At 70.4% G+C, this 14,724-nt stretch carries 15 protein-coding genes and 1 pseudogene; 7 read left to right on the top strand and 9 right to left on the bottom strand.

Annotation, left to right across the window (positions count from 1 at the left end):
- Positions 1–9: 9 nt before the first annotated feature.
- The gene (locus tag ACIRDU_RS21310) at positions 10–1,578 is read right to left on the bottom strand and encodes a sodium:solute symporter family protein (protein ID WP_403581659.1); all 1,569 of its coding nucleotides are present in this window, start codon (positions 1,576–1,578) and stop codon (positions 10–12) included.
- 126 nt (positions 1,579–1,704) lie between these two features.
- Positions 1,705–2,490: an SDR family oxidoreductase gene (locus tag ACIRDU_RS21315; RefSeq protein ID WP_403581660.1), complete on the bottom strand. Its 786-nt coding sequence runs from the start codon at positions 2,488–2,490 to the stop codon at positions 1,705–1,707.
- Between the two features lie 84 nt (positions 2,491–2,574).
- On the opposite strand from ACIRDU_RS21315, the gene ACIRDU_RS21320 reads away from it, so the two are divergent.
- Positions 2,575–3,414, top strand: coding sequence for a hypothetical protein (locus ACIRDU_RS21320; RefSeq protein WP_403581662.1), 840 nt, complete (start codon positions 2,575–2,577; stop codon positions 3,412–3,414).
- 36 nt (positions 3,415–3,450) lie between these two features.
- Entirely contained in the window at positions 3,451–3,882 is a 432-nt protein-coding gene (locus ACIRDU_RS21325) for a glutaredoxin domain-containing protein (protein ID WP_403581664.1), read from the top strand.
- Here ACIRDU_RS21325 and ACIRDU_RS21330 read toward each other — a convergent pair.
- Together ACIRDU_RS21330 and ACIRDU_RS21335 are read right to left on the bottom strand one after the other, a co-directional pair.
- Positions 3,872–4,768 carry an amidohydrolase family protein gene (locus ACIRDU_RS21330; protein WP_403581666.1) on the bottom strand — a complete coding sequence of 299 codons (897 nt, stop codon included), beginning with the start codon at positions 4,766–4,768 and terminating at the stop codon, positions 3,872–3,874. The two genes, ACIRDU_RS21325 and ACIRDU_RS21330, sit on opposite strands and share 11 nt — an antisense overlap.
- A gap of 11 nt (positions 4,769–4,779) precedes the next feature.
- Complete coding sequence (locus tag ACIRDU_RS21335; RefSeq protein ID WP_403581667.1) at positions 4,780–5,265, bottom strand: ATP-binding protein; 486 nt, start codon at positions 5,263–5,265, stop codon at positions 4,780–4,782.
- A gap of 113 nt (positions 5,266–5,378) precedes the next feature.
- Here ACIRDU_RS21335 and ACIRDU_RS21340 point away from each other — a divergent pair, with 113 nt between their 5' ends.
- The 3 genes from ACIRDU_RS21340 (at position 5,379) to ACIRDU_RS21350 (ending at position 7,397) form a co-directional block, all read left to right on the top strand.
- The gene (locus tag ACIRDU_RS21340) at positions 5,379–6,191 is read left to right on the top strand and encodes a helix-turn-helix transcriptional regulator (protein WP_403581669.1); all 813 of its coding nucleotides are present in this window, start codon (positions 5,379–5,381) and stop codon (positions 6,189–6,191) included.
- A complete protein-coding gene (locus ACIRDU_RS21345; RefSeq protein ID WP_403581671.1) occupies positions 6,188–6,373 on the top strand; it encodes a DUF397 domain-containing protein in 186 nt (61 codons plus the stop codon). Before ACIRDU_RS21340 ends, ACIRDU_RS21345 begins: the two co-directional genes overlap by 4 nt.
- A gap of 514 nt (positions 6,374–6,887) precedes the next feature.
- Positions 6,888–7,397 carry a DUF2165 domain-containing protein gene (locus ACIRDU_RS21350; protein WP_403581672.1) on the top strand — a complete coding sequence of 170 codons (510 nt, stop codon included), beginning with the start codon at positions 6,888–6,890 and terminating at the stop codon, positions 7,395–7,397.
- On the opposite strand, the pseudogene ACIRDU_RS21355 reads toward ACIRDU_RS21350, so the two are convergent.
- A pseudogene (locus ACIRDU_RS21355) lies at positions 7,354–7,879 on the bottom strand (hypothetical protein). The gene ACIRDU_RS21350 and the pseudogene ACIRDU_RS21355 overlap by 44 nt on opposite strands.
- Positions 7,880–7,904: 25 nt before the next feature.
- Positions 7,905–8,903: a glycosyltransferase family 2 protein gene (locus ACIRDU_RS21360; protein WP_403581674.1), complete on the bottom strand. Its 999-nt coding sequence runs from the start codon at positions 8,901–8,903 to the stop codon at positions 7,905–7,907.
- A 116-nt stretch (positions 8,904–9,019) separates the two neighbouring features.
- Here ACIRDU_RS21360 and ACIRDU_RS21365 point away from each other — a divergent pair, with 116 nt between their 5' ends.
- Both ACIRDU_RS21365 and ACIRDU_RS21370 read left to right on the top strand, forming a co-directional pair.
- Positions 9,020–9,472 (top strand): GtrA family protein, encoded by a 453-nt coding sequence (locus tag ACIRDU_RS21365; RefSeq protein WP_403581676.1) that lies wholly within the window; start codon positions 9,020–9,022, stop codon positions 9,470–9,472.
- Positions 9,473–9,490: 18 nt separating this feature from the next.
- On the top strand, positions 9,491–10,900 hold the full coding sequence (locus ACIRDU_RS21370; protein ID WP_403581678.1) for a hypothetical protein: 1,410 nt from the start codon (positions 9,491–9,493) through the stop codon (positions 10,898–10,900).
- A gap of 5 nt (positions 10,901–10,905) precedes the next feature.
- Here ACIRDU_RS21370 and ACIRDU_RS21375 read toward each other — a convergent pair whose 3' ends face one another.
- The 3 genes from ACIRDU_RS21375 to ACIRDU_RS21385 all read right to left on the bottom strand — a co-directional run bounded on the left by ACIRDU_RS21375 (position 10,906) and on the right by ACIRDU_RS21385 (position 14,663).
- Positions 10,906–13,491 (bottom strand): bifunctional FO biosynthesis protein CofGH, encoded by a 2,586-nt coding sequence (locus ACIRDU_RS21375; RefSeq protein WP_403581680.1) that lies wholly within the window; start codon positions 13,489–13,491, stop codon positions 10,906–10,908.
- A gap of 44 nt (positions 13,492–13,535) precedes the next feature.
- Entirely contained in the window at positions 13,536–13,742 is a 207-nt protein-coding gene (locus ACIRDU_RS21380) for a hypothetical protein (protein WP_403581681.1), read from the bottom strand.
- A gap of 75 nt (positions 13,743–13,817) precedes the next feature.
- Positions 13,818–14,663, bottom strand: coding sequence for an LLM class F420-dependent oxidoreductase (locus ACIRDU_RS21385; RefSeq protein WP_403581683.1), 846 nt, complete (start codon positions 14,661–14,663; stop codon positions 13,818–13,820).
- Positions 14,664–14,724 lie beyond the last annotated feature (61 nt).

The raw sequence follows: 14,724 nt of genomic DNA on the forward strand, positions 1-14,724 counted from the left end.
GTGGTGGGGTCAGTCCCTGGCGGTTCGGACCACCTTGTCCGTGGGGTCGGTCGGTGTGGGGAGTGGGGCCGTGGCCGCTCCGTCGCCGTCGGTGTTGATGCGTTCGATGATCGCCAGCCGCTCCGGTGTGTCCTCCGGCCTGATGTAGCCGACGAGGATGTACAGGACCAGTGACACCGCCAGCGGGATCGACACCTGGTACTGGAGCGGGACGCCGCCCTCGACGTTCCAGTTGATCGGGTAGTTCACCAGCCAGAAGGCGAGCAGGCCCGTCGACCAGCTGACCAGGGCCGCCGTGGGGCCGGAGCGGCGGAACGCGCGCAGCAGGCCCAGCATCATCGGGATCGCCATCGGGCCCATCAGACCGGCCACCCACTTGATGACGACCGTGATGATGTCCTCGAACGCGGGCGAGTTGACCTGCGTCGCCGCCGCCATGGACAGGCCGAGGAACACGACCGTGGCGATGCGGGCGACCCGCAGGCCCTGGCTCTGGCTCCAGGACCGGGCCCGCGCCCAGATCACCGGCGCGCAGTCCCGGGTGAACACCGCCGCGATGGCGTTGGCGTCGGAGGAGCACATGGCCATGGTGTGCGAGAAGAACCCGACGATGACCAGGCCCAACAGGCCGTGCGGCAACAGCTGTTCGGTCATCAGGGCGTAGGAGTCCGAGCCGTCCGGCTTCTGCGACTCGACCAGCAGCGGCGACATCCACATGGGGAAGAACAGCACCAGCGGCCAGACCAGCCAGAGGATCGCCGAGAGGCGGGCCGAGCGCTCGGCCTCCTTGGCGTCGGGCGTGGCCATGTAGCGCTGGGCCTGGTTGAGCATGCCGCCGTTGTACTCGAAGAGCTTGATGAAGAGGAACGCGAGCAGGAACACCGTGCCGTACGGCCCGACCAGCGGTTTCTCGTGGCCCTGGAGCTCGGGCGAGTCCCAGACGCCGAAGAAGCCGCCGTGGTCGTCGAGGCGGACGAACACCGCCACGAACATCGCGATGCCGGCCAGCAACTGGATGATGAACTGGCCGAGTTCGGTCAGCGCGTCCGCCCACAGGCCGCCGATCGTGCAGTAGATCGCCGTGATGCTGCCGGTGATGAGGATGCCCTGGTTGAGGGAGATCCCCGTGAAGACGGACAGCAGCGTGGCGATCGCCGCCCACTTCGCGCCCACGTCCACGATCTTCAGCAGCATCCCGGACCAGGCCAGCGCCTGCTGCGTCTTCAGGTCGTAGCGGTTCTTCAGGTACTCCAGCGGGGAGGCCACATGGAGCCGGGAGCGCAGCCGGTTGATGCGCGGGGCGAACAGTTTCGAGCCGATGGCGATGCCGAGGGCGATGGGGAAGGACCAGGTGACGAAGGACGTGACGCCGTAGGTGTAGGCGATGCCCGCGTACCCGGTGAACATCACCGCGCTGTAGCCCGACATGTGGTGCGAGATGCCGGAGAGCCACCACGGCATCTTGCCGCCGGCGGTGAAGAAGTCGCTGACGTTGTCGACGCGTTTGTGCGACCAGACGCCGATCGCGACCATCACGGCGAAATAGCCGATGAGCACGGCCCAGTCGAGACCGTTCATGTGCGCCCTCCCAGGGATCAGCCCGGCGCTCATCGTGGGCGCTGCCGCGTGAACACGACAAGTGATCGTAAGGTCAAAGGGAGGTAAAAATGTTCGACGTGATGGTCGCTGTTCATGATTATGAACTCAGCGCATCAGCTCCCCAGCGTTGACCAGCAACGACTGCCCGGTGATCGCCCGCGCCCTGTCCGACGCCAGGAACACCACCGCGTCGGCCACATCCGTGTCCGCGGCCAGATCCGGCAGCGCCATCCGCCCGGTCAGCCGCTCCAGGACGGTCGCCTCCGACACGCCCTCCGACTTTGCCGCGAACTGCACGTACGCCTGCACGGGCGGCCCCCACATCCAGCCGGGCAGCACGGTGTTGACCCGGATGCGATACGGCCCGAGCTCTCGCGCGAGCGAGTACATCGCACTGGTCAGCGCCCCCTTGGACGCCGCGTAGGCCGCCTGCCGCACCTGCGAGGGGGCGGCCACCGCCGACTGCGTCCCGACGAACACGACGGATCCACCGCCCTGTTTGAGCGACGGCAGACAGGCCCGCGTCATCCGCAGCGTCCCCAGCAGGTTCACGTCCAGCACGGTCCGCCAGGACTCGAAGTCGGCGTCCTCCAGCCCGCCGAAGTAGCTGTCCAGCGCGGCCACGTGCACGACGGCGTCGATCCCGCCGAACCGCTCCAGCGCCACCTGAGCCAGCGCCTCGCACCGCGCCTCGTCGGAGATGTCCGTGGCGCGGTACGCGGTGCACGCCCCGCCGGGGTCGACCTCGGCGGCCGTCTTCGCCAGGCTCGCCTCCGTGCGGGCCCCGAGCACGGCACGCCCGCCGTCCCGTACGACCGCCGCCGCGACCTGCCGCCCGAGCCCGGCCCCGACCCCCGACACGACGACCGTCTTCCCCGCGAGCAGTGACATGGCAGGACCTCCCCGGACCGGACCCTGGCGTTCTATCTGACGGAGCGTCAGAGTATGAGCGAGCCGCCGACGAAGGGGAAGGGCATGAGCGAGGACACCCGCAGCGAGCTGTACGCCGAACTGGCCGCCGTCGGCCCCTACGGCACCCACCCCGGGCACGCCCTCATCACCATGGTCGAGCCGCATCCGGGCCACGAGTACGCGTACAACCGCTGGTACGAGGACGACCACTACTACGCCGGTGCGATGGCCATGCCCTGGATGTTCGCGGGCCGCCGCTGGGTGGCGACCCGGGACCTCCAGCTCCTGCGCTACCCCGAGAAGTCGGCGATCGCCCAGCCGGTCACCGCCGGCTGTTACCTCTCCACGTACTGGATCACCGCCGGCCGCTACGACGACCACATGCGCTGGACGGTCGCCATCAACAAGCGCCTCAACCGGGACGCCCGCGTCCACCACGACCGCACGCACGTCCTCACGGCGTTCCAGAACCACGAGGCGACGGTGTACCGCGACGGAGCGGCCGGACCCCGCGACGTACACGCCCTCGACCATCCCTACGCGGGCCTGGTCCTCCAGGTCGTCGAGTCGGACACCCCGGAGCAACGCGCCCCTCTGCTGGAGTGGCTGCGCACCCGCCACCTCCCCCAGCGCCTGGCGGGCTCCCCGGCCGCGTTGGTGACGGTCTTCAGTCCGACGCCCCTCCCCGGCGACCGCATGACGTATGTCAAACAGGTCGAGGGCGTCGACACCCGCCTGACGCTCCTGTGGTTCCTCCAGACGGACCCGAGGGAGTGCTGGGACCCCTACTTCACGGACCTCGACGCGGCGGTGACGGAGTCGGGCCTGGGCAGGGCGGAGCTGGTGGCCCCGTTCATCCCGACGGTGCCGGGCACGGACACGTACGTGGACCGGCTGCGCTGAGCCCGGCCCACCGCACGGCGGCTACGCTTCGCTGACATGAAGCGCGCCTGGACCCTGCCGGTAGTGCTGGTGCTCTGCGGCTCGGCCGGGGCGGCGGGGCTGATTCTCCGGGGGAGCACGGGTGCGGCCGCGGTCCTGCTCCTGGTGTTCCTCTTCCTCGCCTTCACCCACTCGCCGCTGATCTTCCCCCGGCCGGTCGGCGCGCTGGAGGCGGAGCGGCTCAGTGCGGCCGACGGCCGGCCGGTCGTCTACTGGCGGCCGGGCTGCCAGTACTGCCTGCGGCTGCGCGTCCGCCTGGGCCGGGATGCCCGCCGGGTGCACTGGGTCGACATCTGGCGGGACCCGGCCGGAGCCGCGGCGGTGCGCGCGGCCAACCAGGGCGACGAGACCGTGCCGACCGTCGTCGTGGGGGGCCGGACGCACACCAACCCCGACCCGGCGTGGGTGCGCGAGCAGCTCACAGGGTGAACAGTCCGGCCGCGTTGTCGTGGCAGACGGCCCGGAGCCACGCGTCGCCGAGGTCCAGGCGTTCCAGGGCCTGGAGCTGGTGCAGGTACGGGTAGGGGATGTTGGGGAAGTCGGAGCCGAGCAGGATGCGGTCGCCGAGGGCGGCGAAGCGGGGCAGGGCCCGGCGCGGGAACGGCATGAAGCCCTCGGTGAAGTCCGTGAACGCCATCGTCGTGTCCAGCCGCACCTGGTCGTACCGCTCGGCGAGGTCGAGGAACTCCTCGTACTCGGGCATGCCCATGTGCGCGACGATCAGCCGCAGCCGCGGGTGCCGCGCCAGCACCCGCGCGACGGGCTCGGGGCCGGTGTGCTTGCCGGGCGCGGGCCCGGAGCCGCAGTGGATCACCACGGGTATCCCGGCCTCGGCCAGCACACCCCACGCCGGGTCGAGACGCTCGTCGGCCGGATCGTACGCGCCCACCTGCACATGGGCCTTGAACACGCGCGCCCCCGCCTCGACGGCCTCGCGGACGTACGTCTCGGCATCCGGCTCGGGGTAGAGGGTGGCGGTGTGCAGGCAGTCGGGGGTGCGGCGGGCGAAGTCGGCCGCCCACCCGTTCAGCCACCTCGCCATGCCGGGCTTGTGCGGGTAGAGCATCGACGTGAAGGCCCGGACGCCGAAGTCCCGCAGCAGTGCCGCCCTCTCCGCCTCCTCCTTCCGGTACGTGATCGGCCAGTGGAGCCCGCCGATCAGCGGCCCGTTGGTGTCGAAGTAGTCCCACACCTTGTGCAGGACCCGCTCGGGCATGAAGTGGGTGTGGACGTCGACGAGCCCCGGAAGGCCGAGCCGTTCCCAGAACCGGCGGACCGCACCGGCCTCCTCGGACACCTTGCGCTTCTCGCTCATGCCGATCTCCGTCACGGGATGCGATCCGGCTCCTCGAAGTCGTGGAGCAGGGCGGTGGAGTCACCGTAGTCGCCGGGCTTCGGCCTCAGTTCGGCCCACACCGTCTTGCCGTGGGCCGGCGCCTCCACCACACCCCAGCGGTGCGCGTACGCCGCGACGATCCGCAGCCCGCGCCCGCCCTCCGCGTCGTCCGCGACCGGCCCCGCAAGCCGCGGGTTCCGGTCGCCCCGGGCGTCGGTGACCTCGATGCGGAGCGTGCGGTCGGCGTGCAGGGTCAGGGCCAGCCGGAAGTCCCTGCCCCGGACGCGTCCGTGCAGCACCGCGTTCGACGCCAGCTCCGCCACCACCTGCGCGGCGGCGTCACACTCCTCGCCCCACTCGTCGAGCTGGCGTTCGGTGAGCAGGCGAGCCAGTCGAGCACCTCTTCGAGTGGCGGACAGCTGGAGCGTGAAGTGACGTACGGGGGTGCCGATCTCGGCGAGGGATTTCTGGCTCATGTCACCCAGCGTGGCCGCCCGTCCCTACTCTGAACAGCAACGACCTCGGTACGGAGCGTGACTGTCCGGGCATGTCACGGGGTCGTACGGCTCGTACGTCAGGAGGGGAAGGCGTGGAGGACGAGGAAGCGGCGGCCGTGCTCAGGACGGTCGGGCGGCAGATCAAGATGTGGCGCGAGGCCGCCGGGTTGAAGCAGGCGGAGCTGGGCTCGGCCATCGGGTACGGGGAGGAGATGGTGTCGTCCGTCGAGCGGGCACGGCGCATCCCCAAGCCGGACTTTCTCGACAAGGCCGATGAGGTGCTGGGTGCGGGCGGCAAGATCTCGGCGATGAAGGAGGACGTGGAGAAGGCGCGGTATCCGAAGAACGTGAGGGACTTGGCCAAGCTGGAGGACCACGCGGTCGAGCTAGGGGCGTACTCGGCCCTGCACATCCATGGGTTGCTGCAGACACCCGAGTACGCCCAGGCGCTGTACGCGATGCGGAGGCCGGCTTACAGCGAGGACGAGATCGAGCGCCACGTGTCCGCGCGCATGGCACGGAAGGCCGTCTTCGACCGGACGCCCCGCCCCCTGGTCACGTTTGTCCAGGAAGAGATGACACTGCGGCGGCCCCTCGGGGGCAAAATGGTGCTGCGCCGTCAGCTCGAACACCTCATGGAAGTAGCCGGGTTGAGGCACGTCGAGATTCAGGTGATGCCCACGCGCAGGGAGGACCACGCGGCCGTGATGGGCTCGTTCCGGCTGCTGAAGCTCCAGGACGGCAAGGCACTCGGCCACACGGAAAGCCAGCTGTACGACCGGGTGATCAGCGACCCTAGGGACGTCCAGATCCTCGATATGCGCTATGGCATGATCCGGGCGCAGGCCCTCTCGCCCCGCGATTCACTGACCTTCATCGAGAAAGTGCTGGGAGAAGAGACATGACGCCCACCCCGCTGACGTGGATCAAGAGCAGCTACAGCGGTAACGACGGCCCCGACTGTGTCGAGGTCGCCATATCAGCCCCCACCATCCACATCCGCGACTCCAAGGACAAGGACGGTGCCCGGCTGGCCTTCACCGGCGGGGCTTGGTCCGATTTCGTTCAGTTCGCGGCGGGGCGTTGAAGGCTCGTCGGTCTGCTCACGCTCCCTCTTCAGGGCCAGTTCCCGCGCCAGCTTTTCCGAGTACAGCCTCATTTCCGCTTCTTTGCGCTCGTCGAACACGGACGCCTCCTTTGCGTGCAGGGGTGTTGAAGGGTGCTGCAGGGGGAAAATGAGAGACCGGTCAGGCAGAAACGCGCTGGAACCGGGGACGGCTGTGGTCCGGGAGCGCATGTGCCGACAGGTGGCAGGATTCATCGGGGATCAGCCGCCGCACCATCGCACACCTCCCAGGGAATAACTCGACCGGAGCACAAACCTCTTGGCTCGGATATTACCCGACGGGCCGGGAGCACGTCACGACCCGATTACGTTCGCGCACAAGTAATTCGCATGCTGTTCACCCGGCGAAACCCGGACGCGGTACCGCGTGGTCGGTATCCGAAAGCCGTTCCAGCGCATCGGAATTCCGCCCGCGCCCACGCCCGCGACGGCCGCGGGGTACACCGGACGACCATGCGCGGGGAGAATGATCGGCATGGCCACCTCCACATCACGCGGCGCGTTGTCGCTCGCCGCCACCCTGCTCACCGCGACCATCGCTCTCTACATGGCGCTCGTCGCCTTCGGGAACATCACCGACTTCGGGACCAACCAGCAGTTCGTCCGGCATGTGCTGGCCATGGACACCACCTTCAGGGACGAGGACCTGATGTGGCGGGCCATCACGAACCAGGGGCTTCAGGACGCCGCCTACGTCGGGATCATCGTCTGGGAGACCGTCGCCGCGCTGGTCCTCATATACGGGAGCTGGCTGTGGGTCAGACGCGATGACCTGCGCGCCCGGCGGATGTCCACGTACGGACTGCTGATGGTGATGCTGCTGTTCGGGGCCGGGTTCATCGCGATCGGCGGTGAGTGGTTCTCGATGTGGCAGTCGAAGAGCTGGAACGGGCTGGACGCAGCGACCCGGATCTTCGTGTTCAGCGGGGTCGTGCTGATCGTCAATCAGCTGTCGGCGCCGCGGACGGAGACCTCCGCCACCTGACCACGGTCACGGTCGTGCCGACCGTGCCGAACGCCCACAGTGCCGTGCCGTCCGCCTTCCGCGTCCTGACTCCGCCCGTCTTGGTGCCGGAGGCGGCGGGCGGCGGAGAGGCCCCGTCGACCGCGTTGGACAAGGCGACGGAGACGCCGGACTTCGCGGCGAAGTACACGATGTGCTCTGGGCTGACCGAGCCCGGCCAGACGGTGAAGGTGCGGCGCGTGGCCTCGCTCGCGTCGACCAGCCACACCCGCTTCTCGCCGAGGGAGTAGACGATGCGCCGGCCGGTGCCGGAGCCGTCGGGCACCTTCGCCGGGACGGAGGCCGTGGGGGTGGGCTGCGCCGAGGCCGTGCTGCTCGGCTTGGCCGACGTGGCGGTGGGGTGCGAGCCGCGGTCGGCCTGTACGCCCCAGGACCGTCACCGCGGCTATCGCTCCCACGGTCAGCCCGGTCACCCAGGCCCACGAAGGAAGTCGGGCAGGCACCGGCACGCGTCTCCTCCCGGCTGTCTCAGGGGCCGCCCGCGGCCTTGCGGACCGGCACCGGGCCCGTACCGGCGCCGCGGACGGCGTATCGCGGGGCGCGCACCGGTGCCGGATAGGACAGGTGGACCAGCCGGGTCTGCTCCTGGCGCATGTGCGTGAGCGACTCGAGGATGTAGCCCACGAGCAGGACGAGCGCCGCGATGGTCATGATCGCGGCGGCGAGGATCGCCGTGGGCACCCGGGGCACGGTGCCCGTCTCGACGAAGTCGGCGATGACGGGGATGCCCAGGACGATCGAGACGAGGGCCAGGACTCCGGCGACGACGGTGTGGACCAGCGAGGGGCGCTCGCGCCGCGCCAGGTCGAGGATGACCCGCAGGATGCGCCAGCCGTCCCGGTAGGTGCGCAGCTTGCTCTCGCCGCCGGCGGCCCGGACCCGGTAGTCCGTGAGGATCTCCGCCGTGGGGAGCCGCAGGTGCAGTGCGTGGATCGTCATCTCGGTCTCGGTCTCGAACTCCCGGGCGAGCGCCGGGAAGGACTTCACGAAGCGCCGCGAGAAGACCCGGTAGCCGCTGAGCATGTCGGTCACGTCGTTGCCGAACAGGGACCGCACGGCCCCGGTGAGCAGCTTGTTGCCGACCGCGTGCCCGGCCCGGTAGGCCCCGTCGACCGTCACCCGGCGGGCTCCCACGACCTGGTCGTACGGCCCCTCGAAGAGCAGGTCCACCAGGTCGCGGGCGCGGGAGGCGTCGTAGGTGTCGTCGCCGTCGATGATGAGCAGCGCGTCGGCGTCGACGTCGGCGAAGGCGCGGCGGATGACGTTGCCCTTGCCCTTGCGGGTCTCCTCCCGCACGATCGCGCCGGCCTCCCGGGCGACCTCCACGGTGCGGTCGGTGGAGGCGTTGTCGTACACGTAGACGACGGCCTCGGGGAGGGCCGCGCGCAGGTCGCGGACCACCTTGCCGACGGCCGCCTCCTCGTTGTGACACGGCACGACACACGCGATCGTCGGTTCCACTGCCACTTCCACTCCTCGGCCGAAGCGCTGTCGGACAGTAGGAAATAATGCGATATGAGCGAGCCCACCGAGCAAGGGCACGCCGGGTGGCTACTCTCCCTTTCGTGCCGGTTTCTCCCTCAGTGACCAGCTCCGTGCGCCACGCCGTGCAGGGCATCTGGCGCGAAGCCGCCAAGTTCGGCCTCGTCGGCGCGCTGGCGTTCATCGTCGACAACGGCGGTTACAACCTGCTCGTCTTCGGGCTGCCCGGCGGCGCGCGGGGCGGGCCGATGAGCGCCTCCCCGGTCCAGGCGTCCGTCGTCGCGACCTGCGCCGCCGCGCTGTTCAGCTGGGCCGGGAACCGCTACTGGACCTACCGCGACCGGCACCGCGACAAGGTGACCCGCGAACTCGTCCTCTTCCTCGTCGCGAACGGCGTGGGGCTCGCCATCACCGCCGGGACCGTCTTCGCCTCCCGGCATCTGCTCGGACTCGACTCCGCGCTCAGCGACAACACGGCCCGCATCCTCGGCTGGGCGCTCGCGACCCTGTTCCGCTTCTACGCCTATCGGCGCTACGTCTTCATCACACCCTGAGCCGTTAGCATCCGGCGCATGGGACAAATGGGATGGATGCCTCGTGCGCGGCACTGGGTCTGGATCCTGGCCACCGTCGCCGCCGTGTGCTGCCTGGCCACGATCCTCGTCTTCGCCCCCGGCTACCTGAGTCCCGACAGCCTCGACCAGCTCCGCCAGGCCGAGGGGAGGAAGCCCCTGACGGACTGGCATCCGCCCGTGCTCAGCCTGGTGTGGCGGGCGCTCATCGCGGTCACCGGCTCGATCGCGTCCATGCTGGTCCTCCAGTGCCTCGTCTTCTGGGCGACGCTGTGGGTACTGGCGCGGTGCGTATGGAGGCTGACCGCGAGCCGGGGCGGTTCGCTCGCCGTGCTCGGCCTCGGGCTGGCGCCCTTCGTGCTGACGTTCGTCGGGGTGGTGTGGAAGGACGTGCACGCGGCGTTCGCCCTGCTCGCCGCCTGCGCGGTCGCGTGCACCGGCCTGTTGCTGCGCGACGGCACCCCTCGCCCCGCCGTGCGGTGGGGTCTGCTCTGGCTGGGCGTGCTGTTCCTCGCCTACGCGATGCTGGTGCGCAAGAACGCCGTCGTCGCCGCGATCCCCGTCTTCGTCATGCTGGTCCTCGCCCTGTGGGGCACGCCCGGACGCCGTACGTGGGCGAAGTGCACGGCGGCCCTCGTCGCCGGACTCGTCGTGCCCACCGCCGCCATCTCCCTCTTCGCGGACCCGCTCCGGACGAACCAGGGCGCGCAGATCATGCTCGACGATCTCGTGCACGTACTGAGCGTGGACGAGCTCCGGTCGGCGGATGTGTCAGCCGCCCTGCGGGACCGGCTCGTCGCCTCCGCGCGGGAGTGCGAGCGCGTCGGCGCCCTCTCCGACGCCTACTGGGCCTGCTACCAGCGCCCGGCGGACGGGTTGCGCGGGGACTCGGGCGAGATCACGTCCCTGTGGCTGCGGGAGATGAGCGGGCATGTGCCGCACTATCTCCAGTACCGCCTGCTCCTCTTCACGACCCTGCTGTTCGAGACCGACTACGCGTACAAGGCGGGGATCTCCCGCAACGACCTGGGAATCGAGGTGGCGCACCCCCGGCTGGAGGACATGCTCGGCACGTACGTCAACGGCATGGCCGAGGACCTGCCCTGGCTGTTCCGCGGCTGGTTCTGGCTCGCGGTGGCACTCGTGCTCGCAGTCCGGCCCGGCAAAGGCGTCTTCTGGATGCCGGTCCGGGCGCTCGGCATCAGCTCGGCGGCCTACATCCTCGGCTACCTGCCGATCATGCCCGCGACGGACTTCCGCTACCTCTACTGGCCGGCGATCGCCTGCGCCCTCGGCCTGCTGCTGCTTGTGCTGGGCCGGGGCACGGCTCCCCCGCCACCGGCGAGCCCCGGCGCCGCGGCCGACCGCACCCTCACGGCGCATCAGCCGGCGGACGCCGGGGGCCAGTAGACCCTTCAGTCCAGCACCGGCAGCAGCTCCGGCAGATGCCCGTCCGAGGCCGCCGCCGCCCGCTGCCGCTCCTGCGGGACATCCCCGTAGAGGGTGTCGCGGGGCCTGGCGGGGCGCCCGGCCGCGTCCGCCACCGCGATCAGGTCCTTGACCGACTTGTACGAGCCGTACGACGAGCCCGCCATGCGGGAGATGGTCTCCTCCATCAGCGTCCCGCCGAGGTCGTTCGCGCCCGAGCGGAGCATCTCGGCCGCGCCCTCCGTGCCCAGCTTCACCCAGCTGGTCTGGATGTTGGGGATGTACGGGTGCAGCAGCAGCCGGGCCATGGCCGTGACCGCCCGGTTGTCCCGCATGGTCGGGCCCGGGCGGGCGATCCCCGCCAGGTACACCGGCGCGTTGGTGTGCACGAACGGCAGCGTCACGAACTCCGTGAAACCGCCCGTGCGCTGCTGGATGCCGGCGAGGGTGCGCAGGTGCCCGAGCCAGTGGCGGGGCTGGTCGACATGCCCGTACATCATCGTCGAGGACGAGCGGATGCCCAGCTCGTGGGCCGTCGTCACGACGTCGATCCAGTCGGCCGCGGGCAGCTTGCCCTTGGTCAGGATCCAGCGCACCTCGTCGTCGAGGATCTCGGCGGCCGTGCCCGGGATGGTGTCCAGGCCCGACTCCTTGGCGGCGGTCAGCCACTCGCGGACGGACAGGCCGGTGCGGGTCGCGCCGTTGACGACCTCCATCGGCGAGAAGGCGTGCACGTGCATGCCCGGGACGCGTTCCTTCACGGCCCGCGCGATGTCGAAGTACGCCGTGCCCGGCAGGTCCGGGTGAATGCCGCCCTGCATGCACACCTCCACCGCGCCCACCTCCCAGGCCTGCTGGGCGCGGTCGGCGACCTGGTCCAGGGAGAGGGTGTAGGCGTCGGCGTCGGTGCGGCGCTGGGCGAAGGCGCAGAAGCGGCAGCCCGTGTAGCAGACGTTGGTGAAGTTGATGTTGCGGGTGACGATGTAGGTCACGTCGTCGCCCACGGCCGACTTGCGTACGTCGTCGGCGACCCGGGCGAGGGCGTCCAGCGCCGGGCCGTCCGCGTGCAGCAGGGCGAGGGCCTCGTCGTCGGTGAGTTTCGTCGGGTCGTCGGCCGCCGTGCGCAAGGCCTGCCGTACGTCGGTGTCGATGCGCTCGGGTGCCATGCCGGGGGCGGCTGCCTCGCGCAGGGCGTCCCAGTCGCCGTACACCTCGTCGAAGTCGTCCCGGCGGTCCGACGTACGGCCCTCGGAATCGATCGAGGAGTGCAGGTCGGTGCGGCCGGACGCCGTGAAGACCTCCTCCGGCTCCTGCCAGGGCAGGCCCTCGGGCAGGGCCTCGGGCAGGGCGAGGCCGGTCTCCGGGTCGGCCAGCGCCGCCACGTGCGGGCGCAGCCGCGGGTCCAGCCAGGGCTCGCCGCGCCGTACGAACTCCGGGTAGACGCAGAGGCGTTCGCGCAGGTCGAAACCGGCCGCGCGGGACTTCTCGGCGAGCTGCTCGATCTGCGGCCAGGGGCGCTCGGGGTTGACGTGGTCGATGGTGAGCGGGGAGACCCCACCCCAGTCGTCGATACCGGCGCCGATCAGCCGCTCGTACTCGTCGTCGACGAGGTTGGGCGGGGCCTGGATGCAGCCGCTCGGGCCCATGAGGAGCCGGGCGACGGCCACCGTGGCGACCAGTTCGTCGAGTTCCGCGTCGGGCATGCCGCGCATCGCGGTGTCCGGCTTCGCGCGGAAGTTCTGGATGATCAGTTCCTGGATGCCGTGGTAGGCCCGGGAGACCTTCCGCAGCGCGAACAGCGACTCGGCGCGCTCCTCGTAGGTCTCGCCGATGCCTATGAGCAGCCCGGAGGTGAAGGGGACGGAGGAACGCCCCGCGTCCTCCAGGACCCGCAGGCGGACGGCGGGCTCCTTGTCGGGAGAGCCGTAATGGGGGCCGCCCGGCTCCGACCAGAGGCGGGTCGCGGTGGTCTCCAGCATCATGCCCATGCTGGGCGCGACCGGCTTCAGGCGCTGGAAGTCGGTCCAGGACATGACGCCCGGGTTCAGATGGGGCAGCAGGCCCGTCTCCTCCAGGATGCGGATGGAGACGGCCCGGACGTAGGCGATGGTGTCGTCGTAGCCGTGCGCGTCGAGCCACTCGCGCGCCTCCGGCCAGCGGTCCTCGGGCTTGTCGCCGAGGGTGATGAGGGCTTCCTTGCAGCCGAGGGCGGCGCCCTTGCGGGCGATGTCCAGCACCTCGTCCGGGGACATGAACATCCCGTGGCCCTCCCGGCGCAGCTTGCCGGGGACGGTGACGAAGGTGCAGTAGTGGCACTTGTCCCGGCACAGCCGGGTCAGCGGGATGAAGACGCTCTTCGAGTACGTGATGACGCCCGGCCGGCCGGCCGCCGCCAGGCCCGCGTCCCGCACCCGCGCGGCCGAGGCCGACAGGTCCTCCAGCTGCTCACCCCGCGCCTGAAGCAGCACCGCCGCCTCGGCGACGTCGAGCGAGACGCCGTCCCTGGCCCGTTTCAGGGCGCGACGCATGGAGTTCTCGGTGGGGCCGGTTCCGGAGGTCGCGGAAGTCGTCATCCTTCGAGCATACGAGTGCGCTGATCAGGCTCAGGGGAGCCCCGTCAGTGGAAGGCCAGCCACCCGATGCCCAGGGCGGACACGAGCCCGGCGGCGGCGACGGCGGCCGGTCTGTTGCGGTGCAGGGCGAACCAGACCAGCGCGGCGGTCACGAGCACGGCCGCCGTGCCGATCGCGGCGCGCAACAGCCCCTGGCTGTAGCCGTACTCGTTGAAATGACGCAGGAGCCAGGAAAACCAGGCAAGCCTCATGACGCTCTCCCCCCGTGGCGAACTGACCCCCAGTTTAGTAGGGGGCGCCAACCTCCTTGCCGGGCAGGGTAGTTGTCAGAGGTACCCGGCGAGGCCGTCCAGTGTCTTCAGCACCTCCGCCTCCCCCGCCGGGGGCAGCTGCGCCACGACCTCCTCGATGCCCAGATCGGCGTAGTGGGCGAGCTTGCCCGGGGAGGGGTGGACGGCGTAGGGGACGACCTGGAGGGCCTCGGGGTCGCGGCCGGCGTCGGCCCAGGCGGTGCGCAGGACCGGCAGCGCCTCACCGAGGCCCCGGCCGCCGATCGGCAGCCAGCCGTCGGCGTACTCGCTGATGTGCGCGAACAGCTTGGGCCCGGCGGCCCCGCCGACGAGCGTGCGCGGGCCGACGACCGGACCGCGCGGCTTCTGCACGGGCTTCGGATACGCGTGACTGGCCCGGACGCTGCCGAACTCCCCTTCGTACGCGACCGGTTCCTGCGACCACAGGGCCCTCATCAGCGCCATCCGGTCGCGGACCAGCTCGCGCCGGGTGTTCCAGCGCACGCCGTGGTCGGCGGCCTCCTCGACGTTCCAGCCGAAGCCGAGCCCCAGCGTGAACCGGCCGCCGGAGAGATGGTCGAGGGTCGCGACCTGCTTGGCCAGGTCGATCGGATCGCGCTGGGCGACGAGCGTGATGCCCGTGCCGAGCCCGAGCCGCTCGGTGACGGCGGCGGCCTGGCCGAGCGCCACGAACGGGTCGAGGGTACGGCCGTACTCGGGCGGCAGCTCACCGCCCGCCGGGTACGGGGTGGTCCGCTCGACGGGGATGTGGGTGTGCTCGGGCAGATACAACCCGGCGAAACCCCGGTCCTCCAGCTCCCGGGCGAGCCGGTTCGGGGTGATCGTCTCGTCGGTGAGGAAGATCGTCACGGCGATGCGCATGACCCATCCCTACCCGAGAGCGGCGCGAGTGTCCATACCGACCGGTCGGACTTTCGGGTGA

Source organism: Streptomyces sp. NPDC093598, assembly GCF_044764825.1.
Lineage (GTDB): Bacteria > Actinomycetota > Actinomycetes > Streptomycetales > Streptomycetaceae > Streptomyces.